This window comes from Halomonas sp. IOP_31 (genome assembly GCF_021151495.1).
GTDB classification, from domain to species: Bacteria; Pseudomonadota; Gammaproteobacteria; order Pseudomonadales; family Halomonadaceae; genus Modicisalibacter; species Modicisalibacter zincidurans.
Map to the genome: position 1 here is coordinate 30100 of NZ_JAIRBP010000026.1, position 22527 is coordinate 52626.

The 22527-nt window shown below is 64.8% G+C and carries 21 protein-coding genes; 14 read left to right on the forward strand and 7 right to left on the reverse strand.

Features of this window, described 5'->3' with window-relative positions:
- Nucleotides 1-19 precede the first annotated feature (19 nt).
- The gene (gene murI / locus K7I12_RS12985; RefSeq protein WP_231664380.1) at nucleotides 20-823 is read right to left on the reverse strand and encodes a glutamate racemase; all 804 of its coding nucleotides are present in this window, start codon (nucleotides 821-823) and stop codon (nucleotides 20-22) included.
- Between the two features lie 166 nt (nucleotides 824-989).
- Nucleotides 990-1544 carry a hemerythrin domain-containing protein gene (locus K7I12_RS12990; protein WP_031383957.1) on the reverse strand — a complete coding sequence of 185 codons (555 nt, stop codon included), beginning with the start codon at nucleotides 1542-1544 and terminating at the stop codon, nucleotides 990-992.
- 274 nt (nucleotides 1545-1818) lie between these two features.
- On the opposite strand from K7I12_RS12990, the gene K7I12_RS12995 reads away from it, so the two are divergent.
- Entirely contained in the window at nucleotides 1819-3162 is a 1344-nt protein-coding gene (locus tag K7I12_RS12995; RefSeq protein ID WP_031383958.1) for a replication-associated recombination protein A, read from the forward strand.
- 102 nt (nucleotides 3163-3264) lie between these two features.
- Here K7I12_RS12995 and lolA read toward each other — a convergent pair whose 3' ends face one another.
- On the reverse strand, nucleotides 3265-3897 hold the full coding sequence (lolA, locus tag K7I12_RS13000; protein WP_031383959.1) for an outer membrane lipoprotein chaperone LolA: 633 nt from the start codon (nucleotides 3895-3897) through the stop codon (nucleotides 3265-3267).
- Nucleotides 3898-4025: 128 nt separating this feature from the next.
- Nucleotides 4026-7085 (reverse strand): DNA translocase FtsK, encoded by a 3060-nt coding sequence (locus K7I12_RS13005; protein WP_231664381.1) that lies wholly within the window; start codon nucleotides 7083-7085, stop codon nucleotides 4026-4028.
- Nucleotides 7086-7325: 240 nt separating this feature from the next.
- Here K7I12_RS13005 and aat point away from each other — a divergent pair, with 240 nt between their 5' ends.
- The 3 genes from aat to infA all read left to right on the forward strand — a co-directional run bounded on the left by aat (nucleotide 7326) and on the right by infA (nucleotide 9124).
- Nucleotides 7326-8021 carry a leucyl/phenylalanyl-tRNA--protein transferase gene (gene aat, locus K7I12_RS13010; protein WP_035575271.1) on the forward strand — a complete coding sequence of 232 codons (696 nt, stop codon included), beginning with the start codon at nucleotides 7326-7328 and terminating at the stop codon, nucleotides 8019-8021.
- Between the two features lie 13 nt (nucleotides 8022-8034).
- Nucleotides 8035-8772: an arginyltransferase gene (locus K7I12_RS13015; protein ID WP_031383962.1), complete on the forward strand. Its 738-nt coding sequence runs from the start codon at nucleotides 8035-8037 to the stop codon at nucleotides 8770-8772.
- Between the two features lie 133 nt (nucleotides 8773-8905).
- The gene (gene infA, locus K7I12_RS13020) at nucleotides 8906-9124 is read left to right on the forward strand and encodes a translation initiation factor IF-1 (RefSeq protein ID WP_013332816.1); all 219 of its coding nucleotides are present in this window, start codon (nucleotides 8906-8908) and stop codon (nucleotides 9122-9124) included.
- A 226-nt stretch (nucleotides 9125-9350) separates the two neighbouring features.
- Here infA and clpA read toward each other — a convergent pair whose 3' ends face one another.
- Both clpA and clpS read right to left on the reverse strand, forming a co-directional pair.
- A complete protein-coding gene (gene clpA / locus K7I12_RS13025) occupies nucleotides 9351-11615 on the reverse strand; it encodes an ATP-dependent Clp protease ATP-binding subunit ClpA (RefSeq protein ID WP_031383963.1) in 2265 nt (754 codons plus the stop codon).
- A gap of 97 nt (nucleotides 11616-11712) precedes the next feature.
- On the reverse strand, nucleotides 11713-12036 hold the full coding sequence (gene clpS / locus K7I12_RS13030) for an ATP-dependent Clp protease adapter ClpS (protein WP_031383964.1): 324 nt from the start codon (nucleotides 12034-12036) through the stop codon (nucleotides 11713-11715).
- 363 nt (nucleotides 12037-12399) lie between these two features.
- Between clpS and K7I12_RS13035 the strand changes: the two genes are divergently transcribed.
- From K7I12_RS13035 to K7I12_RS13075, 9 genes are all read left to right on the forward strand, one after another.
- The gene (locus tag K7I12_RS13035; RefSeq protein ID WP_031383965.1) at nucleotides 12400-12996 is read left to right on the forward strand and encodes a pseudouridine synthase; all 597 of its coding nucleotides are present in this window, start codon (nucleotides 12400-12402) and stop codon (nucleotides 12994-12996) included.
- Nucleotides 12993-13442, forward strand: a complete 450-nt coding sequence (locus K7I12_RS13040) for an NUDIX domain-containing protein (protein WP_031383966.1) — start codon at nucleotides 12993-12995, stop codon at nucleotides 13440-13442. The genes K7I12_RS13035 and K7I12_RS13040 overlap by 4 nt, the downstream gene beginning before the upstream one ends.
- A 100-nt stretch (nucleotides 13443-13542) precedes the next feature.
- Nucleotides 13543-14691 (forward strand): tRNA 2-thiouridine(34) synthase MnmA, encoded by a 1149-nt coding sequence (gene mnmA, locus K7I12_RS13045; RefSeq protein WP_051907454.1) that lies wholly within the window; start codon nucleotides 13543-13545, stop codon nucleotides 14689-14691.
- Nucleotides 14688-15323 carry a high frequency lysogenization protein HflD gene (gene hflD / locus K7I12_RS13050; protein ID WP_231664382.1) on the forward strand — a complete coding sequence of 212 codons (636 nt, stop codon included), beginning with the start codon at nucleotides 14688-14690 and terminating at the stop codon, nucleotides 15321-15323. The genes mnmA and hflD overlap by 4 nt, the downstream gene beginning before the upstream one ends.
- Before the next feature lie 95 nt (nucleotides 15324-15418).
- Nucleotides 15419-16783: an adenylosuccinate lyase gene (gene purB, locus K7I12_RS13055; RefSeq protein WP_031383969.1), complete on the forward strand. Its 1365-nt coding sequence runs from the start codon at nucleotides 15419-15421 to the stop codon at nucleotides 16781-16783.
- Between the two features lie 44 nt (nucleotides 16784-16827).
- Nucleotides 16828-18048 carry a cupin domain-containing protein gene (locus K7I12_RS13060; RefSeq protein ID WP_031383970.1) on the forward strand — a complete coding sequence of 407 codons (1221 nt, stop codon included), beginning with the start codon at nucleotides 16828-16830 and terminating at the stop codon, nucleotides 18046-18048.
- Entirely contained in the window at nucleotides 18045-18476 is a 432-nt protein-coding gene (locus K7I12_RS13065; RefSeq protein ID WP_031383971.1) for a GNAT family N-acetyltransferase, read from the forward strand. The genes K7I12_RS13060 and K7I12_RS13065 overlap by 4 nt, the downstream gene beginning before the upstream one ends.
- Before the next feature lie 378 nt (nucleotides 18477-18854).
- Nucleotides 18855-20453: an isocitrate lyase gene (locus K7I12_RS13070; RefSeq protein WP_031383972.1), complete on the forward strand. Its 1599-nt coding sequence runs from the start codon at nucleotides 18855-18857 to the stop codon at nucleotides 20451-20453.
- Between the two features lie 165 nt (nucleotides 20454-20618).
- Nucleotides 20619-21092 carry a glycine zipper 2TM domain-containing protein gene (locus K7I12_RS13075; RefSeq protein WP_031383973.1) on the forward strand — a complete coding sequence of 158 codons (474 nt, stop codon included), beginning with the start codon at nucleotides 20619-20621 and terminating at the stop codon, nucleotides 21090-21092.
- A 154-nt stretch (nucleotides 21093-21246) separates the two neighbouring features.
- On the opposite strand, the gene K7I12_RS13080 is transcribed toward K7I12_RS13075, so the two are convergent.
- On the reverse strand, nucleotides 21247-21531 hold the full coding sequence (locus tag K7I12_RS13080) for a hypothetical protein (protein WP_031383974.1): 285 nt from the start codon (nucleotides 21529-21531) through the stop codon (nucleotides 21247-21249).
- A 300-nt stretch (nucleotides 21532-21831) separates the two neighbouring features.
- Between K7I12_RS13080 and slyD the strand changes: the two genes are divergently transcribed.
- Nucleotides 21832-22314 (forward strand): peptidylprolyl isomerase, encoded by a 483-nt coding sequence (gene slyD, locus K7I12_RS13085; RefSeq protein WP_031383975.1) that lies wholly within the window; start codon nucleotides 21832-21834, stop codon nucleotides 22312-22314.
- Nucleotides 22315-22527: the final 213 nt, after the last annotated feature.

Genomic DNA, 22527 nt, shown 5'->3' on the forward strand with positions numbered 1-22527 from the left:
GCGGCCGCCAGGCGGCCTGTCAGCGTGGCAAGGTGAGTGTCTCGGCAGGCAGTGCCAGCGCCTCGAGCGAGGTAAAGCCGTAGCCCGCCAGGGTCGCCGCCAGCCTCACGCTCGGCGCACTCGCCCAGGCGCGGCCTTCGCGGCCTTGCGCATAGCCGGAAGTATCGAGCACGCCGACCACCCGGCGCGCGATCGCCTCGCCGGAATCGACCCAGTTGATCGTCCTCGGCGCGCTGGTTTCCAGCCGCTGACGCAGCAGCGGAAAGTGCGTGCAGCCGAGCACCACGGTATCGAGCGTCGGCTGTGTCCAGAGCGGCGCCAAGGCCGCCTCGAGCACGCCGTCATCCGGCGCCAGGCCGGCCAGCTGACGCTCGGCCTCGTCGACCAGGCCATCCGCGGCGACCCGCACGATTCGACAGTCCGCGGCGAAATCCTCGATCAGGGTTTGCGTGTAGGCCCGATTGACCGTCGCCGAGGTCGCCAGCAAGCCGATGACCCGCGAGGTCGAGAGCCTGGTCGCCGGCTTGATTGCCGGCACGGTACCCACCACCGGTATCGTCAGACGTGCTCGCAGTTCCCGCAGGGCCAGCGTGCTCGCGGTATTGCAGGCCACCACCAGGCCAGCGGCGCCGCTGGCCCTGACCGCGCTGGTGCAGGTGGCAACGATGCGCGACACCAGCCAAGCGTCGGCCTTGGTGCCATACGGCAGCATCGCGTTGTCGCAGACGTAGGCCAGCGTCGCAGTCGGCAGCCGTGCCCGCAGCGCCGCGGTGACCGACAACCCGCCGACGCCGGAATCGAAGATCAGGATCGGCCCGGGCATGCCGTCTCCCTATCGAAGTGACGGATCGACGCCTCGAGACGCGCCACCTGCTTGCTGAGCATGACGTTGATACCTCATCGAGCCTGGCGGGTGCCCATTCTAACGCACCCGACGCCCGCTGACCCGACGGGCTTGCCACGCCCCGCCAAACTGGCTATTTTTACAGTCATGGCTCCTGATCGAGCGGCGACGGCGCTTCACGGAATTCGGCGTATAGCTCGGGATAGCCCTCCTGAAGGCGGCTCAACTTTTCCTGGGCGCCTTCGGGTAGCGCCTCGGCGAGGCTTGCCAGATCCGCTTCGTCGAAATGCTCGCGAATCAACGGGAACAGCTCCTCGCGTTCCGCCCGCAGATAGGCGCGATGCGCTTCCAGGTAGGCCTGGAGGTCAGCGGCAAAGCGATCCATGGGCACGATGGCATCCATCAGGATCATGTCGAGATCGTCGGAAAGGCGCATCAACCGCTGATGCAGGGCTTCATAGTCGGCGGTCAAGCGCACCACCAGATCGTCCACCTCGGGTAGCCGTTCCACCAGGCGCTCGCCGAAGATGCGCTCCAATGGCACCGTGAATCCGCTCATGTAATCGAGAATGAAGTCGACGACCTCGCGCACCAGCTGGAAATTGGGCCGCTCGCCCTCGTCCAGGGTTCGATGCTTGAGCGAGAGCACGTGCAGCAGGCGCGCCATGTTGGCATGATCCTGGCGCAGCTGGTTGAGCATTGGCATGGTGAGAGCCTCCTCTGCTAGAGACCGACAGGGGAAGTACTAGAACACTAGACCCCATGTAGGCAATGTGCCGTGGCATGTAGCCAGGCTTGACGTCACCGGCGTTAGACAGCCTTGGCGAACTGCCCCTCGCCATGTCGAATGACAAACCCGCTGTATAAACCTGACGTATAAACCTGAAGTATATAAACCTAGTGGCAATAGCGCCGTTATGCTCGTTGAATGATAGCTAACGGCCGTTCAGCCTCCTCGACGAGCCGACGACATTATGGACCTTTTCAGCCAGCAAGGCGCCGACAACGCGCCTCTCGCCTACCGGATGCGCCCGCGGCGACTCGACGACTATGTCGGCCAACAGGCCCTGGTAGGCCCCGGCAAGCCGTTACGCCGCATGGCCGAGACCGGCCAGTTGCGCTCGATGATCCTGTGGGGACCGCCCGGCGTCGGCAAGACCACCCTCGCCGAAATACTCGCCGACGCCTCCGGGGCCAGCCTCGAGCAGCTCTCCGCAGTGATGGCCGGGGTCAAGGAACTGCGCGCAGCCGTCGAGCGCGCGCGTGGCGCCCAGGCGCAGCAGCGGCCCACGGTGTTGTTTCTCGATGAGATCCACCGTCTCAACAAGAGCCAGCAGGACGCCCTGCTGCCGCATGTCGAATCGGGGCTGCTCACGCTGATCGGCGCCACTACCGAGAATCCCTCGTTCGAGGTCAATTCCGCGCTGCTCTCGCGGGCACGCGTCTACGTGCTCAAGAAACTCGCGGCGAGCGATCTGGTGGAGGTGTTGCAGCGTGCCCTAGAGGACCCGGAGCGCGGTCTCGGCAAGCGCTCGATCAGTGTCGATCCCGAGGTGCTGGCCATCCTCGCCCGGGCCAGTAGCGGCGACGCACGCCGCGCACTGGGTCTGCTCGAGACCGCCTGCGATTTCACCCGCCGGGAAGGCGAACGCGAGAGACTCGAGAAACCGGCGCTCGACGCAGTGCTCGGCTACCAGGCCAGCGCCTTCGACAAGCAGGGCGATCATTACTACGACCTGCTGTCGGCGATTCACAAGTCGATACGCTCATCGCGGGTGGATGCCGCCTTGCTTTACATCGCGCAGTTCATGCAGGGCGGCGGTGACCCTCTGGACGTGGTCCGCCGCCTGGCGGCGATCGCCTCGGAGGATGTCGGCAACGCCGAGCCGCGCGCGCTGCCGCTGGTCATCGCTGCCTGGGACGCCTATCTGCGCCTGGGCGATCATGAAGGTCAGCGCGCCATCGCCCACGCCGCGATTCACCTTGCCGTGGCCCCCAAGAGCAACGCCATCGACCAGGCCTGGAGCGGCGCCAAGGGCTTCGTCGCCGAGCATCCCGATTTCGAGGTGCCCCATTATCTGCGCAACGCGCCCACCAAGCTGATGGCCTCGCTGGGCCACGGCGAAGGCTACCGTTACGCCCACAACGAGCCTCAGGGCTATCCGGCGGGTCGCGCCCACGACTGCTGGCCCGGGGAACTGCCGCCCCGACAGTTCTTCGCGCCGAGCGACTACGGTCAGGAAAAGCGCTTCAGGCAGATGCTCGATTACCGTGCCGAGCTCGATGCCCAGGCCGACGGCGGTGCAGCCGAGCCTTGAGCGCTCGACCTGCCCGATCGCAACAGAGCCCGACAGATCGCGATCTGCCGGGCTCTGTGTTGCATGACGAGGGAGCATGAACCAACGCTCAGGGCCGCATCATCAACCCTGGCGAATCACGTCCACCCCGTCGGGGATCTCGAACGTGAAACGCGACTCCTCCAGCGACGGGTTAAGCGTGACCTCGTCGAAGCTGATCTTGGTCTGTTGACCGGTACTGTCGGTCATCTGCAGGGCATCGAACGTTTCGCCATCGAAGGTCAACTTGAGCGATTCGAACAGCGTATCGGACGTCTTGGGTACCAGGGTGAACGTTTCCGCCGTGCCCTGCTGGGCGCGGGATACCCGGTAGTTCTCGGTAAGCGCATCGGCGCTCCCGGACAGCAGCAAGGCCGGGGTACGCGTGACGCGGGTATCCAGCGGCTGTATCGAGACCTGCTCGAGGTCGGGATCATAGAGATAGACCTTTTCCCCGTCCGAGACCACGATCTGACGATAGGGCGCGTTGACTTCCCAGCGGAAGCGTCCCGGCCGCGACAGCCACATCTTGCCCTCGGTGCGCTGCAGGCGGTTACCGCTGCCGTCGAGAATGAACTGCTCGAAGTTCGCCTCATAGTTGTTGATCGGCTTGAGCAGTTGCGCCAAGCGCGATGCCGCCTGCGAATCGGCACTCGCCGACAGCGGCGCCAGCAGCAGCACGATCGTCAGTGCGACCAGGATCTTGATCCGTTTCATGCCTTCTCCTTGGTTTTAATCGCTTCGCGGCGGCTCTCGACCGCTGCAGTCTCGATAGACAGCACCGGCGTTCTGACGTTGCAGCGAGCCGCCGGCTTCCGCATGGCTTGCACAGAGCAACCGCCGGCTCAATCGCCCACCGGCGGCGGCGCCAGCACTTCGCGACTGCCGTTGGTGCCCATCGACGACACCACCCGTGCGGCCTCCATCGACTCGACCAGCCGCGCCGCGCGATTGTAGCCGATCTTGAAGCGCCGCTGGACGGCCGAGATCGACGCGCGGCGCGACTCGGTGACGAACATCACCGCCTCGTCGTAGAGCGCGTCCTGCTCGGCATCGCCATCGCCACCGCTCTCGGCTTCCAGGCCGGTCAAGGCATCGGCGTTGACGCCACCGGTGAGTATTTCCTCAATATATTCCGGCTCGCCGCGGCGCTTCCAGTCCTCGACCACGCGGTGGACTTCATCGTCGTCGACGAAGGCCCCGTGCACGCGAGTCGGCATGCCCGCGCCGGCCGGCAGATAGAGCATGTCGCCGTGGCCGAGCAGCGCCTCGGCGCCGCCCTGGTCGAGGATCGTCCGCGAATCGACCTTGGACGACACCTGAAACGCCATGCGCGTGGGGATGTTGGCCTTGATCAGACCAGTCACCACATCCACCGAAGGCCGCTGGGTGGCGAGTATCAAGTGGATGCCCGCGGCACGCGCCTTCTGCGCCAGCCGCGCGATCAGCTCCTCGACCTTCTTGCCGACGATCATGAACATGTCGGCGAACTCGTCGATCACCACCACGATGTAGGGCAGTTTCTCGAGCACCGGCGGCTGTTCGTGCATCTGCCAGGGTTGCGGCTCCCACAGCGGGTCGGCGACCTGTGCGCCGGCGCGCTCGGCCTCGTCGAGCTTGGCGTTGAAGCCGGCAATGTTGCGCACGCCCATCGCCGCCATCAGCTTGTAGCGCCGCTCCATCTCGGCAACGCACCAGCGCAGGCCATTGGCAGCCTCCTTCATGTCGGTGACCACCGGCGCCAACAGATGCGGAATGCCGTCGTAGACCGATAGTTCGAGCATCTTGGGGTCGACCATGATCATCCGTACGTCGTCCGGCGAGGCCTTGAGCAGCATCGAGATCAGCATGCCGTTGACGCCCACCGACTTGCCCGAGCCGGTGGTACCGGCGACCAGCAGATGCGGCATCTTGCCCAGGTTGGCGACCACCGGCGCACCGCCGATATCGTGGCCCAGCGCCAGCGTCAGCGGCGAAGCGGCCTGCTGGTAGGCGTCGGAGTCGATCACTTCGCGCAGCCGGATCATCGCCCGATTGGGGTTGGGAATCTCGATGCCCACGGTCGGCTTGCCGGGAATGATCTCGACTACCCTGACGCTCTTGACCATCAGCGAGCGCGCCAGGTCCTTGGCCAGGTTGCTGATCTTGGAAACCTTCACGCCGGCGGCGGGCCTGATCTCGAAGCGCGTGATCACCGGCCCGGGCCAGGTCTCGACCACCTCGGCCTTGACGCCATACTCGCGCAGTCGCGTCTCGAGCAATTCGGCCATGTCGGCGAGCTGGTCCGACGTGTAATTGGGCTGCTGCAGGTCGGGGGGCGTCAACAGCCGCAGCGAGGGGAACTCGCCATCCGGCTCGGGCATGTTGTTCATGATCGGCCGCTGGCTCTGCAGGTGCTCGACGGTCCACAGCGCCGGCCCCTGTGGATCGTCGGCCGCCGCCTGGGCCTGCTCGGCGGTAGCGACACGCGGCATCGGTGACTGATCGTCGTCATCCGCGCGGACCGGGTCGGGCGCGCCCGGCTGATGGCTCTTGATCGGCTGATGGCTCTCGGCAGGGGCTTCCTGTGTCGGCTCACGCCGGGCATCACCGGCTGCCGCAACGTCCCAGCTCAATTTCGGCTCGCGGGCATCGTCACGCTCGTCAATTGCTTCGCCACGTGCCGGCGGCGCGGCTACGGGGCGCGACGAATCCGCCGATTCGGCGCTGATCGGTCGCGCTACGCTGGCCGGAATCACTGGTTCATCGTCATCGGGAAGGATCGGCTCGGGTACCGTCTCGGGCACACGCCGTGTCTCAGCGCCGGCAGTGGGCGACGAAGCGGTGGCGGCTTGCGGAGTGACATGGCGGCGGGTCGACATCGCTTCGCTGATTCGCGCTTCCTGAGCGCTGTAGGCGGCTTCGGGACGCTTGGCAGAGGGTGTGCGCTCGGGAACGTCCCAGGGTATGTCGGTTGCCTGGTCGCGCTCGGCGCGCAGCGGCTCTCCATCGCCGCGCGAGGGCGTCGAGGCGGCCGAACGGGCGCTCACCGGCGCCTCCTGGGGGGCGTCATGCAGTTGCGGCTCGAGACGTTGCCCCCCCGCCAGCACGGGCGCAGCCTGCCAATCGGCCGCACGCCGCAATCTCAGCCAGCGACGCCACCCGGGCGGCCTCTCATCCATGGCTTCCGAGTCGGCGGTCTTCTCCGCGTGAGCCGGCGCGGCGTCATCGGCCTTCGAATCGTCCCCTCTCGAGCGCTCACGGGGGCCACCGAACTGCCCGGCGAGCCAGGCCCACACGCGCTGAGTACGCATGCCCAGCTCGTCCATGACCGAGAGCCAGGAGAGCCCCGAGAACAGCGGGAAACCGCACAAAAACGCTGCCAGCGCCAGCAGCGTCGCGCCACGCAGGCCGACCAACGGCTGCAGGGCCTCGCTCAAGCCTTCGCCGAGGATCCCGCCGGCCTTGTAGGGCAGCTCGCTGGCCGGGTTGAAGAAGTGCAGCGACCCCAGACTGGTGGTGGCCAGCAGCAGCAATACCAGGCCGGCCGCACGCACGGCCAGCGCCGTGGCGTCCCATTCCACGCGCACCTCGCGACGACGCATCAGCCGCCAGGCGGCGAAGCCCAGCATGCCGGGCCACCACAATGCGCTGGCGCCGAACAGCGAATACAGCACGTCGGCCAGCCAGGCGCCGACCGAGCCCATCCAGTTATCGACGCCCTGCTCGGGCCCGCTCTGCGACCAACCGGGATCGGCGGGCACATAGCTGAACAGTGCCAGCAGCAGAAACACGCAGCCCGCCAACAGCAGGATGATCACCCCTTCGCGGGATGCGCCCTGCAAGCGCACACCGAAGCGGCGAGCGCGCTCCTTGGCCTGGGACGCCGTCTCGCGCCGCCCCGGGGTTTTCTTATCGACACTCAAAAGGCCCTACCCCCTTCACATCACCGGCGATGCGGCGCGAGACGTGCCTGTCCGCCACCGTCCGGTCTCATCCAACCGGTTATATTCATCTGAACCGCCATCATACCGAGCCTGACCGACCGGTCACAGGGGCAGCGCATGCCAGTTGGCCACAAAAATGCAGCACAGCATTGAGTCGCCGGGTTAGCAACGGCAAACTTGGCATGCTTCGCCATGCCCTCTCGCCACACGACTCGACCCATGCTGCCCTGGTTACCCGCTCATCCGGTTCGCTTTCCCGATCTCGACCTGGCCCTCGACGAACCCAACGGCCTGCTTGCCGCCGGTGGTGCATTGACCTCGGAATGGCTGGTCGCGGCGTACCGTCGTGGCGTCTTTCCCTGGTTTTCCGACGGCCAGCCGATCCTCTGGTGGAGCCCGGATCCGCGCATGGTGCTGTTTCCCGACGAAGTGCGCGTGCGGCGAAGCCTTGCCAAGCGCCTGCGCAATGCCGGCTTCGAGATTACCCGCGACCAGGCCTTCGATACTGTCATCGCGGCCTGCGCCGGGCTGCGAAGCGGTGCCGAAGGCACCTGGATCACCGCGCCCATGCAGGCCGCCTACCAGCGCCTGCATCGGTTGGGCCACGCCCATTCCGTGGAAGTCTGGCGTGGAGGCCGACTCGTCGGCGGGCTGTACGGCGTGGCACTGGGCCACGCCTTCTTCGGCGAATCGATGTTCAGCCGCGAAAGCGATGCCTCGAAGGTGGCACTGGTGCACCTGGCTCGGCACCTGCAGGCCAGCGGCGGCGGTCTGATCGACTGCCAGATGCACACCCCACACCTGGCCAGCCTGGGCGGGCGCGACATCGCCCGCGATCGCTTCCTCGTCTATCTTGAACAGTATGCCGGCAAGCCGGCGCTGAGCTGGGCGCTGCCCCCGTCATCCAGTGAATGAGGAGTCCGTGATCGTGAGCAGTCGCGCTCCACAGCAGCCGACCCGGGATCTGCGCTTTTTCCTGACTGTGCCTCATGCATGCAGCTATTTACCCGATCGCGAAGCCACCACGCTGTTCCTCGATCCTCAGGAATCGCCCGGCCAGGGCGTCTACGATGCGCTGGCCCTGCTCGGTTTTCGGCGCAGCGGCCGACACCTCTACCGGCCGCATTGCGAAGGTTGCAGCGCCTGCATCTCGGTGCGCATCCCCGTCGAGGACTTCGCGCCCAACCGCACCCAACGCAAGCTGTGGCGACGCAACGACGATCTCGGTGTGTACGAACGCTCGGCAATCTTCGACGCCGAGCACTACGCCCTTTACGCCCGGTACATTCGCGCCCGGCACGCTGATGGCGACATGTACCCGCCGAGCCACGAGCAATACCGTACCTTCCTGACGCTCGATCATCCCTATGCACGGCTGCTCGAGTTCCGGCGCGGCCATCAACTGCTGGCCGTCGCTGCCATCGACGTGCTGAGCCACGGCCTGTCGGCCATCTACACGTTCTTCGACCCCTCGCCGGAACACGAGCGCCGCTCGCTCGGCACCTATGCGGTGCTGCAACAGGTCGCCATGGCGCGTCGCCTGAACCTGCCCCATGTCTATCTGGGTTACTGGATCCGCGAATCGCCGAAAATGAACTACAAGCACTCCTTTCAGCCGCTGGAGTTCCTCGACGGGCGCCATTGGCGACGCGCCATTCCGCTGTAAAATGCGCTTTCTTTGCCTTGACGCGCGGCATGCGGCAGAATGACGGGCTATCTTGATCAGCGACGGCATCCGCATTCGCGCTCAACGAACATCGCCATCGCGCTATCGCAACCCAGTGGAGGATTCGCCTAATATGGCACGAGAAGATCACATCGAGATGGAAGGCGTCGTCGTCGACACCCTGCCCAATACCATGTTCCGCGTCGAGCTGGAAAACGGGCATGTGGTGACGGCCCACATCTCTGGCAAGATGCGCAAGAATTACATCCGCATCCTGACCGGCGACAAGGTCAAGGTCGAACTGACCCCCTACGACCTTTCCAAGGGCCGCATCGTCTATCGTTCCCGTTAACGGGCACGCGCCTTCCTCGTCAACTCGCTAGAAAATCGCCAAAGCCGGAATGTCGAGCCTCAGAGCCCGCCACCCCGCCCATCGACGCGCCCCCCGCGTTGATTGCCGAACGCTGCAATCCGTTGGCGGCCTTCATCGCCATCCGATAAAAAACGCCCCGCCGTGCTCCGACGAGGCGCTGTCAAGCTACGGTCAGCCGGGGGCCCAGCGGACTCCCGGCAACGCTTCAGGCCATCTCGGCTTCGGTAGCCAGTTGCAACTCGCCACCCTCGACGGTGACATGCACCACGCCCCCGTTTTCGGCCAGTTCTCCGAACAGGATCAACTCGGCCAGCGGCTTCTTGAGCTTCTCCTGAATTACCCGCGCCATCGGCCGGGCACCCATCTCGGGATCGTAGCCGCGCTCGGCCAACCACAGCCGCGCCGCTTCGTCGACATCGAGCTGGACGCGCTTCTCGTCGAGTTGCGCCTGAAGCTCGACCAGGAACTTGTCGACCACGCTACGCACCACCTCCGGCGCCAGGCCGTGGAACTGAATGATCCCGTCGAGCCGGTTGCGGAACTCCGGCGTGAAGGTCTTGCGAATGACCTCCATGCCATCGGTGGAGTGATCCTGATTCTGGAAGCCGATTGAACGACGGGCGATCTGCTCGGCCCCGGCATTGGACGTCATGACCAGTATCACGTGGCGGAAATCCGCCTCGCGACCGTTGTTGTCGGTCAGCCGCCCATGGTCCATGACCTGCAGCAGCAGGTTGAAGACTTCCGGATGCGCCTTCTCGATCTCGTCAAGCAGCAGCACGCAATGCGGCTGCTTGGTGATCGCCTCGGTCAGCAGCCCACCCTGGTCGTAGCCGACGTACCCCGGCGGCGCGCCGATCAGCCGCGAGACGGTGTGCCGTTCCATGTACTCGGACATGTCGAAGCGCACCAGCTCGATGCCCATCAACTGAGCCAGCTGGCGCGCCACCTCGGTCTTGCCGACCCCGGTCGGCCCGGAGAACAGGAAGCTGCCCACCGGCTTGTCGGGAGCCTTCAGCCCGGCGCGCGACAGCTTGATGGCCGAGGCCAGGCTGTCGATGGCCTCGTCCTGGCCGAACACCAGCATCTTGAGATCGCGATCCAGGTTGGACAGCAGCTTGCGATCCGAGCTCGACACGCTCTTCGGCGGAATCCTGGCGATCGAGGCGACGATCGCTTCGACCTGCTCGACGTCGATGGTGTCGATGCGCACCTCCGGCGGCAGTAGACGCTGGTGCGCACCCGCCTCGTCGATGACGTCGATCGCCTTGTCGGGCAGGTGGCGGTCGTTGATGTAGCGATCCGCCAGCCGCACGGCGCTGTCCAGCGCGGCATCGGTGTACTTGAGCTGATGATGCTCCTCGAAGCGTCCACGCAGCCCCTTGAGAATGCGAATGGTGTCCTCGACCGAGGGCTCGAGCACATCGACCTTCTGAAAGCGCCGCGCCAGCGCCCGATCCTTCTCGAAGATGCCGCGGAACTCCTGGAACGTGGTCGAGCCGATGCAGCGCAGCTCGCCGGAAGACAGCAGCGGCTTGAGCAGATTGGACGCATCCATCACTCCGCCGGACGCCGCGCCGGCACCGATCACGGTGTGGATCTCGTCGATGAACAGAATCGCGTTGGGCTGTTTCTTGAGCTCGGCCAGCAATCCCTTGAGACGCTTCTCGAAGTCGCCGCGGTACTTGGTGCCGGCCAGCAGCGCGCCCATGTCCAGGGCATAGACCATGCCATCGCTGATGACGTCGGGCACGTCCTCCTCGACGATACGCTTGGCCAGCCCTTCGGCGATCGCCGTCTTGCCGACCCCGGCCTCGCCGACCAGCAGCGGGTTGTTCTTGCGCCGGCGCGCAAGAATCTGCACGGTGCGCTCGAGCTCATGGTCGCGACCGATCAGCGGATCGATCTTGCCGAGCCGCGCCTGTTCGTTGAGGTTGGTCGCATAGCCGGTCAACGGGTGAGTGTTACCTTCGCTCATTCCCTCTTCACCCTCCTCGGCGTCCTGTGACGGCGACGGGCTCTGGCCATGGCCGGCCACCTTGGAAATGCCGTGGGCGATATAATTGACCGCGTCCACGCGCGCCACATTCTGCTGCTTGAGGAAATACACCGCCTGGCTTTCCTGTTCGGAGAAGATCGCCACCAACACGTTGGCGCCGGTCACTTCCGACTTGCCGGATGACTGCACGTGAAAGACCGCGCGCTGCAGTACGCGCTGGAAGCCCAGCGTGGGCTGCGTTTCGCGATCTTCCTGATCCTCCGGAATCAGCGGAGTGGTGGAGTTGATGAAGTCCTGCAGGTCAGAGCGCAACTTGTCCAGGTTGGCACCGCAGGCACGCAGAACGTCTGCCGCGGAAGCGTTATCCAAGAGGGCCAACAGCAGGTGCTCGACGGTCATGAATTCATGACGCTTGGAACGCGCCACCGTAAAGGCCGTGTTAAGGGTCAGTTCAAGTTCTTTGCTCAGCATGGCAGGTCCCCTTCCTCGCCGCCTAGGGCATCGTCGGCACTTTCACAATCGGGCACTTTGGGGCGTTTCGCAACCCCGGACTTCACGTTGCCAGACGTTAGTCGGCCCTATCGATATCACACAGCAATGGATGCTGACATTCTCGCGCGTATTGGTTGACCTGATGACTCTTGGTCTCTGCGATGTCACGGGTGAAAATGCCGCACGCCGCTTTACCTTGGGTATGTACCGCCATCATGATCTGCACGGACTTTTCATGGTCCATATTGAAGAAGGTCTGCAGCACCTCGACGACGAATTCCATGGGCGTGAAATCATCGTTGTGCAAAACCACCTTGTAGCGCGGCGGCTCTTCCAGCTCGGGATCCGCCGGCTTGACCGAAAGATCGCCCTGCTCCTCGTGTTCGGGTGGGCGCGTCATGCCCGACCGGACCGTCGTGGACCGCTGGCGGGCCTTCACATCGGGGTGTTGCGCAAAAACCATCGGCATTCTCTCGTCTCTATTGAACATAAGAGCCAGAATCCATCTGCACAAGCCGGAACGCGCACTGACGCAACCATTAGAACGCCAAGCAACGCCCGGGTTCCCTGCGCCGGTCTGGCCTGACGAATCCGGGTCAATGCCTTGAAGATGCGTCCGTCGGACCCCGCTTGCAAGGGAGCCGTGAAAATAAGCGCGCTCATGGCATACTGGCGGCCTCCATGCCTGCCCCTCGGCAGCGACAACCAGGCAAGGACGCGGTAGCCTGTCTGGGTCGCTTCCCTGGCCTCAACCGAATCCCAGATGAGTACCCTGTACCTGCTCAACAAGCCGTTTCACACACTCTCGCAGTTTACCGACGATCAAGGCCGCGCCACGCTGGCCGACGTGATCGACGTGCCGGACATCTATGCTGCCGGGCGCCTCGATTACGACTCGGAGGGCCTGTTGCTGCTTACCGACGACGGCGCGCTGATCCAGCGCATCAGCGACCCACGCCACAAGCAGCCCAAGACCTACTGGGTGCAGGTGGAGGGCAGCGCCGACGCGGCGGCCCTGCGCGCCTTGCGTGAAGGCCTCGTGCTCAATGATGGCCCGACCCGCCCGGCCCAGGTGCGCCTCATCGCGCCGCCCGCGATCCCGCCACGCGATCCGCCGATCCGCGAGCGCCGCCAACGGCCCACCAGCTGGCTCGAACTGACCCTGCGCGAAGGCCGCAACCGCCAGGTGCGCAGAATGACCGCCCAGGTCGGTCTGCCGACTCTGCGACTGGTGCGAGCCGCCATCGGGGCCTGGCGAATCGATGGCCTGGGGCCGGGCGAATGGCGTCGCGAAACGCTGCACGCCCCCGTACCCTCGGGCCGACAACGGCCCCGACCGACACGGAGAAAGCGTTCATGAATCGCTGGTCGCCCCGCATCACCGTCGCCGCCGTGATCGAGCGCAGCGGTCGTTACCTGCTGGTCGAAGAGGATCGCGGCGGCCCTTTCAGCCAGTTCAACCAACCCGCCGGGCACCTGGAGCGCAACGAGCGGCTGATCGAGGCCGCGGTGCGCGAAACCCGCGAGGAAGCCGCCTGGCAGGTCGCCATCACCGATTATCTGGGGCTTTATACCTACAGCGCCCCCGATGGTCTGGTCTTCCATAGCCATGCTTTCGTCGGCACGGCGCTGGCACACCTCGGCAACGCCCTCGATGAGGGCATCCTCGCCGCCCACTGGCTGACCATCGACGAGATCGACGATCTCGAGCGTGCCAAGCGGCTGCGCAGCCCGCTGGTGATCCGCCGCGTCCGCGACCTGCGTGGCGGCCGGCTTTTTCCCCTCGACGTGATCCAGGAGCGCTGACGCTCGAAGCGATGCGCCGCTTTCGGGTATAATCTCGCGCACTCTATTGTTGGTTCCCAACATCTTCGCCAGTTTCCAACGCCTCCAGCCGAGAGTGACCATGTCATTGCAAGTCACGGCTTCGCCCCAGCACCCCACACCGCCCGCTACCGGGAAGGTCATCGTCGGCATGTCCGGGGGTGTCGATTCGTCCGTTTCCGCGCTGCTGCTGCTCGAACAGGGCTATCAGGTCGAAGGCCTGTTCATGAAGAACTGGGACGAGGACGACGGCACCGAATACTGTACCGCCAAGGATGATCTGGCGGACGCCCGGGCGGTCTGCGACAAGCTCGGCATTGTACTTCACACCGCCAACTTCGCCGCCGAGTACTGGGACAACGTGTTCGAGCATTTCCTGGCCGAATATCGCGCCGGGCGCACGCCCAATCCCGACGTGCTGTGCAATCGCGAGATCAAGTTCAAGGTATTCCTCGAGTATGCCGAGATGCTCGGCGCGGCGTCGATCGCCACCGGGCACTACGTGCGCCGGGGCACCCGCGACGGCCGCGAGCGCCTGCTCAAGGGCCTCGACGCCAACAAGGACCAGAGCTACTTTCTGCACGCGGTGGCCGAAGACGCCATCGCCCGCACACTGTTCCCGGTCGGCGAACTGGAGAAGCCGCGGGTGCGCGAACTCGCCGAACGACACGGCCTGGCGACTGCGCGCAAGAAGGACTCCACCGGCATCTGCTTCATCGGCGAGCGTCGCTTCCGCGACTTCCTGCAGCAGTACCTGCCGGCCCAGCCGGGCCCGATCGTCACCCCCGAGGGCGACGTCATCGGCGAGCACATGGGACTGATGTACTACACCCTGGGCCAGCGCCAGGGTCTGGGCATCGGCGGACTCGCCGACTACCCCGACGCGCCCTGGTACGTGGCCGGCAAGGATCTCGACAACAATCTGCTGACCGTGGTCCAGGGCAAGCATCATCCGCTGTTGTACAGCGACGCCCTGGTCACCGAGGCCATGGACTGGATCGCCGGCGAGCCTCCGGCCGCCGCGCGGCGGCTCACCGCCAAGATCCGCTATCGCCAGCACGACGTGCCCTGCCGCATGACCACCCGCCAGGACGGCGGCGTCGAGGTGGCCTTCGATTCCCCCCAGCGCGCCGTCACGCCCGGCCAGTCGCTGGTCCTGTATGACGACGACATCTGTCTGGGCGGCGGGGTGATTCGCGCGACCTGGCAACGGGAGACGCTAGCCGCATGAATGCCACACCCATTCACACCGCCCCGGACGACCCGATCATGCGCCAGACGCTGGCCCTGGCCGGGGTCTTCCAGGCGGCCGCGGTGGTCGACCAGCTGGCGCGCCACGGCCAGGCCGACGAGCGCAGCTGGGAAACCCTGATTCGCGCCACCATCGACACCGACCCGGAAAGCTTCGAGGCGATCTACGGCGGTCACCCCAACAACTTGCGCCAGGGCCTCGAGGTTCTCAATGCGGTGGTCGGGCGCGAGCGCAGCGACCCGGCCGTGCTACGCTACGGTTTCACCCTGCTGCTGCTGATGCAGAAGCTGCGCAAGCAGCCGGCCATGCTCGATACCCTGGGCGAGCGACTGACCCGCGTCCAGGAGCAGGCCCGGCATTTCGGCGAAACGCACGAGAACGTCGTCGCCAGCCTCGGCGAAATCTACCAGGACACCCTCTCGACGTTTCGCCAGCGTATCGTGGTCCAGGGCGAACCCAGCCTGCTTCAGCAACGCATGATGCCCGAGCGGGTGCGTACGGCGCTGCTTGCCGGGATCCGCTTCGCCCTGCTCTGGCACCAGCAGGGTGGGCGGCGCTGGAAACTGCTCGTGCAACGTAGCGCCATGAAAAAGGCCCTGGACCGGCTCTGAATGCGTCGCCAGGCATTCAAGTCGAAGCTCGACAGACAGCTCTTACCTTGAACCGATGGCGCCGTACCGGCGCCCTGACTCTTCGGATGACACCCATGCAGCTCTCCCCGCTTACCGCACTCTCTCCCGTCGATGGCCGCTACGAGTCCAAGACCCAGGCCCTGCGCGAGCATTTCAGCGAGTTCGGCCTGATCCGCGCCCGGGTTACCGTCGAAGTACGCTGGCTGGAGCGCCTCGCCGCGCATCCGCAGATCCTCGAGGTACCGCCGCTGTCCGCCGAGGCCAGCGCCTTTCTCGATGCGCTGGTCGGCGACTTCTCGCTCGCCGACGCCGAACGCATCAAGGCCATCGAGCGCACCACCAACCACGACGTCAAGGCGGTCGAGTACTTCCTCAAGGAGCGGGTCGCCGACTTCCCCGAGCTGCATGCGGTCACCGAGTTCATTCATTTCGCCTGCACCAGCGAGGACATCAACAACCTCGCCTACGCCTTGATGCTCAAGGACGGCCTGGGCGTGCTGCGGCCGGTGATGGGCGAGATCGTCGCCGCGCTCGAGCGCCTGGCCCATCAGCACGCCGATCAGCCGATGCTCTCGCGCACCCACGGTCAGACGGCCAGCCCGACCACGCTGGGCAAGGAGATGGCCAACGTCGCCTATCGCCTGCGCCGCCAGCTCGGCCAGATCGAGTCCGCCGAGCAACTGGGCAAGATCAACGGCGCGGTGGGCAATTACAACGCTCACCTGGCGACCTACCCGGAGATCGACTGGGCCGAGAACGCCCGGCTGTTGGTCGAGGAACTGGGGCTCACGTTCAACCCCTACACCACCCAGATCGAGCCCCACGACTACATCGCCGAGCTGTTCGATGCCATCTGCCGATTCCACACCATACTCATCGATTTCGACCGCGACGTCTGGGGCTACATCTCGCTGGGCTATTTCAAGCAGCGCACGGTGGAAGGCGAGATCGGCTCGTCGACCATGCCGCACAAGGTCAACCCCATCGACTTCGAGAACGCCGAAGGCAACCTGGGGCTGGCCAACGCGATCCTCGGCCACCTGGCCCAGAAGCTGCCGATCTCGCGCTGGCAGCGCGATCTCACCGACTCCACGGTACTGCGCAACCTGGGCGTCGGGCTGGCCTATGGGCTGATCGCCTATCACGCCACGCTCAAGGGGATCGGCAAGCTCGAGGCCAACCCGCAGCGCCTGGCGGAAGATCTCGACAACAGCTGGGAAGTGCTCGCCGAGCCGATCCAGACCGTGATGCGCCGCTACGGCATCGAGAAGCCCTACGAGAAGCTCAAGGAGCTGACCCGCGGCAAGCGCATCGACCAGGCCGGGCTCAAAGCCTTCATCGACAGCCTGGCCTTGCCCGACGAGGCCAAGCGCGAGCTGCGCGCCTTGACCCCGGCCAGCTACGTGGGCAACGCCGCGCAACAGGCCCGCGCGCTATAGACAGGCGCGACGCCCGCAAGCCACCTTCGAACTGCGAGGAAGCCATGCCCGCCAACACCCCGCTGACCCTGCTCGGCGGCCTGACCGCCGCGCAGTTTCTCGCCGACTACTGGCAGAAGCGACCGCTGCTGATCCGCGGCGCGCTGCCCGACTTCGCAACCCCGCTAAGCCCCGACGAGCTTGCCGGGCTAGCCTGCGAGGAGGGCGTCGAGGCGCGCCTGGTCGAGGAGCACGGCCGCGACGACCAGGGTCGTGCCGTGCCCTGGCGGGTCACCCACGGCCCGTTCGACGAGGCGACCTTCGCGCGCCTGCCCGAGCGCGACTGGTCGCTGCTGGTCCAGGCCGTCGATCATTACGTGCCGGCGGTCAATGCGCTGCTCGAGGCCTTTCACTTCCTGCCACGCTGGCGGCTCGACGACGTGATGGTCAGCTATGCGCCGCCCGGCGGCAGCGTCGGCCCGCATGTCGACCAGTACGACGTCTTCCTGCTCCAGGGCAGCGGCAGCCGCCACTGGCAACTCGGCGGACCGGTTACCGACGATGCGCCGATCGTCGACGGCATCGATCTACGCATCCTCGAGCGCTTCGCGGTCCAGCCCGGCGAGGACTGGCTGCTGGAACCCGGCGACATGCTCTACCTGCCGCCCGGTATCGCCCATCACGGCGTCAGTCGCAGCGAGGATTGCATGACCTTCTCGGTGGGCTTTCGTGCCCTGTCCGCCGATGAATCGATCACCTCGTTCGCCGACTATCTCGGCGCACAGCTGCCCGACTCGCGGCGCTACGCCGATCCCGACCTGGCCGCCCCGCTGCACCCGGGCGAGATCGACGATGCGGCACTGGCCCGCATGCGTGCGCTGATCCTCGATTCCCTCGACGACCCGGCACAGCTCGCGCAGTGGTTCGGCCGGGCAATGACCCAGCCCAAATACCCCGACCACCCCGTGGCCAGCGAACACCCGACCGAAGTCGATACGCTTGTCGCGGAACTACAGGCCGGGGCGGAACTCGAACGCACCCCGGGTTCGCGCTTCGCCTACCGTGACCATGACGAGACACGGGCGACGCTATTCGTCGACGGCGACGGCATCGATTGCCCGCCCGATCTGGCGCGGTGGCTGGCCGGCAACGCCTCCCTCGACGTGCGGCTGCTCGAACGCCCCGATGCCGCAATGCTACTGGCTTACTTGCTCGACCGCGGCAGCCTGAGCTGGCCGCCCCATGACGAAGACGATGGCGATCATGCCAGCGAGGACGAGCCATGAGCACGGCACCGTCGAGAGTCGAACAGGGCGACTGGCGCCAGCTCGGAGAACAGGCCAGCGAGATACGCCGTCAGGTATTCATCGAGGAGCAGGCCGTGCCTCAGGAAGAGGAATGGGATGGCCGCGACGACGAATGCCTACATTTCCTGGCTCGGCTCGATGGCCAGCCGGTGGGCACCGCCCGGCTGCTGCCCGACGGCCATATCGGCCGCGTCGCGGTGCTCGCCGCAGGGCGTGGACGCGGCATCGGCCTGGCATTGATGCAGGCGGCGATCGAGGCGGCGCGTGAGCGTGGTCACGCCCACGCCGAGCTCGCCGCCCAGACCCACGCCCTGGCCTTCTACCGGCGCCTGGGCTTCGAAGCTTATGGTCCCGAGTTTCTCGACGCCGGCATTGCGCACCGCAATATGCGCCTCGATCTCGCCTGAAGCGCTTGAAACATCCCACCTTCAAGAAATATCACTACACAAAAGCGGTCTTATTGATCGCTCTTGTAGTCGAGCTACAACCCCTGCTGCCGCCAAATGATAATTGTTGAGCCCCGCATTCATGGGTCATATTGGCTTACATGGCGACGTTAAAACGCTCGTTTTACAGCCTCGATATCCTAAGATCCATCGAATCCTGTAGTGAGCCGAACGTCGCCGGTGAGGGTTTTTAAATGCGACTCATCTCACGAAAAGGCAAGGCCTTTTACGCGATCGCAGCATGAAGCCTTGTCGGTTCGAAACGTCGCATCAGAAGCGCTCGGTTCGACAGGCGGTCAATGGCCGTCGACGACAATCAGCCAAGACGAGGATGCCATCATGTCAGCCTATCGGGATGCCCTGAACAGCTTCACCCAGTTGTGCGAAACACACGCCGGCAAGTGGGACAACATCAACCCCGAGCATGCCGCGCGCATGGCGCTGCAGAATCGCTTTCGCACCGGCCTGGAGATTGCCCGCTACACCGCGGGAATCATGCGCCGCGACATGGCCGCCTACGATGCCGACTCATCGCGCTACACCCAGTCGCTGGGCTGCTGGCACGGCTTCATCGGCCAGCAGAAGATGATCGCCGTCAAGCGCCATCACGGCACGACTCAGGGCCGCTACCTGTATCTGTCCGGCTGGATGGTCGCGGCGATGCGCTCCGAATTCGGCCCGCTTCCCGATCAGTCGATGCACGAGAAGACCTCGGTTCCGGCCTTGATCGAAGAGCTCTACACCTTCCTGCGCCAGGCCGACGCTCGCGAACTCGGCCAGCTGTTCCGTGAACTCGATACGGCCCGCGCCCAGGGCGACGAAATCAAGGCCCGTACCGTCCAGGACCAGATCGACGGCTACGAAACCCACGTAGTGCCGATCATCGCCGACATCGATGCCGGTTTCGGCAACGAGGAAGCCACCTACCTGCTGGCCAGGCGGATGATCGAGGCCGGCGCCTGCTGCATTCAGATCGAAAACCAGGTCTCGGATGTCAAGCAGTGCGGCCATCAGGACGGCAAGGTCACCGTGCCACATGAAGACTTCATCGCCAAGATCAATGCCGTCCGCTACGCCTTCCTCGAACTGGGCGTCGACGACGGAGTGATCGTGGCGCGCACCGACTCGCTGGGTGCGGGACTCACCCAGAAACTCCCGGTCAGCCAGGAGAGGGGCGACATGGCCTGGCAGTACACCAGTTTCCTCGATACCGTGGCGATTTCATCCAACCACGATATCGTCGAGGGCGATACGCTCATCAAGCTCGACGGCGAGCTGAGAAAGCCAGTGCGCCTGGCCAACGGCCTGTATCGCTTCCGTGCCGGCACCGGCGAGGACCGCGTGGTGCTCGACTGCATCACCGCGCTTAAAAATGGCGCCGACCTGCTGTGGATCGAGACCGAAAAACCGCATGTTGGCCAGATCGCCGGTATGGTCAAGCGCATTCGCGACGTGGTGCCCGACGCCAAGCTGGTCTACAACAACTCGCCTTCCTTCAACTGGACGCTCAATTTCCGCCAGCAGGTGTTCGACGCCTGGCAGCAGGAAGGCAAGGACGTCTCGGGCTACGATCGCGAGCAACTGATGGATGCGCGTTACGATGACAGCGAGCTCGGCGCCCTGGCCGATGCCTGGACCCGCGACTTCCAGCGCGACGCTGCCCGCGAGGCGGGTATCTTCCATCACCTGATCACCCTGCCGACCTACCATACGGCGGCGCTGTCCACCGACGAGCTGGCCAAGGGCTATTTCGGCGAGGAAGGCATGCTGGCCTATGTCGCGGGCGTGCAGCGTCGCGAGATCCGTCAGGGGCTGGCCTGCGTCAGGCACCAGGCGATGGCCGGCTCCAACATCGGCGACGATCACAAGGAATATTTCTCCAGCGACCGAGCACTGAAGGCCAGCGGCAAGGACAACACCATGAATCAGTTCGGCTAACGTCGCGCTGCACGCTTCGGGGAGGCTTCGGCCTCCCTTTTTCGTATCCGCTGGCAGACTACACTGGCTCTGCGGGCACCTATCTCGCAGCCATGGTCAAAGCGCGGCAATCACGCTAGACTCATTAAAGAACGCCGTTTTTAAAGCAGCTTGCAGGAGATCGCAATGAAGCGAACGCACTATTTACCGGTACTGGCACTGGGCCTGCTGACGCTTGGCGGTTGTGCCAACACCGACACCTACTCGGGCGATGTCTATAGCGGCAGCCAGGCCAAGACCGGTCAGCGCGTGACCTACGGCACCATCGTCTCGGTACGTCCAGTGCAGATCCAGGGCGGCGACCAGAACAGCGGCGTGCTCGGTGGGCTCGGCGGCGCCGTGATCGGCGGCCTGCTGGGCAATCAGATCGGCGGCGGCTCCGGGCGGACCATCGCCACGGCCGCGGGTGCCATCGGCGGCAGCGTGGCCGGGAAGAAAGTCGAGGATACCGCCAACAAGACTGACGCCTGGGAACTCGAAGTACGTCGGGATACCGGCGACAGCGTCATCGTCGTGCAGAAGGCCGACCGCAACTGGCAAGCCGGTCAGCGCGTTCGGCTAATCGGCAGTGGCGCCAACATGAGCGTAGCGCCCTACTGAGTCGCGCGGCGATGTCTCGCCCGCAGCGCCGGCGCTGACACCGAGCGGTAGCAATCGAGAAGCCCCACGGCAAGCCGTGGGGCTTCTCGCGTTGTCGCTTGCGTCCTGGCCGGGTCCAGGACCAACGTAGCCAATGGCTATTTACGGCCAATGGCTATTTACGGGTCTTGGTCTTGCTCATTCCCCAGCCGATCAGCTTGAGCACGACCCAGCCGACCAGCAGCAGGATCAGCAACGTCAGCAGCATCGACACCGGATTGACGATGGCGGTGGCGCCGACGATGGCCAATGCCACACACCATACCCAGCGATCGTCGCGACTACGCAACATCTTGGGTATCCGGCGATCGATGAAGTGGCCGTACGCCCCGTCCCAGTTCTTGAAAGACAGAAACAGGATCACGGCGAAGGCGATCAGCCAGATCAGGGTCACGGTCATGAATCAGCTCCTGAAGGGTTCAATCGGAATAAGGCTCAATGCGGCAAGCGGATAGGACCAAAACGGGGATCAGCATCAACTGCCTGCTCGCAGGGTACCCCCGCCTCGAAAGCCGCGCAACCGGCCCTCCGGCCCGTCCCAGGCCGCTGCTTCCCAGGGATGACCGAGCGCCCGGCAGGCACCCTTGAACAGACGTCAAGTCACGCGGCACAGACATGAAAAAAACAGCGCATCCCCTGACAGCCCTCGGGGGACACGTTACCATGGTCATGACATACACACCGAAAGGTCCATCACATCATGCAGATTGCGCAGAATTCCGTTGTCGCGTTCCACTACACCTTGACCAACGATACAGGTGAAGTGCTGGACAGCTCGGAAGGCCGCGAGCCGCTGACCTATCTCCATGGCTCAGGCAACATCATTCCGGGTCTGGAGAAAGAACTCGAGGGCCACCAGAGCGGCGATAAGCTGCAGGTGAATGTCGCTCCCGAAGAAGGCTACGGCGAAAAGCAGGAGGCACTCGTTCAGGAAGTGCCGCGCGATGCCTTCCAGGGTGTAGAGAGCGTCGAGCCGGGCATGCAGTTCCAGGCCCAGACGCAGGGCGGCCCGCTGATGGTCACCGTGACCCAGGTCGAGGGCGACACCGTTGTAGTCGATGGTAACCACCCGCTGGCCGGCCAGAAGCTCAACTTCGACGTCGAGATCGCCGAGGTCCGCGAAGCGACCAACGAAGAACTCGAGCATGGCCACGTGCATGGCGAAGGGGACCACGAGCACTAGGCTTTGTCCGAAAACTGCCTGCGCTCGGCGATCGACGCCACCCGCTCGGTCCAGTGATCGAGATAGGGGTCGGGAAGGCTTCGCCTCCCCGCCCGAACCGTGCGTGCGGTTCTCCCGCACACGGCTCTCCAGTCGATGGTTTCAACATCGTGATTGGCTCGCTTGCTGCCAGGCTTCGGCTAGGGTGAAAAGCCCGGCAGCGGCGAAGAACCT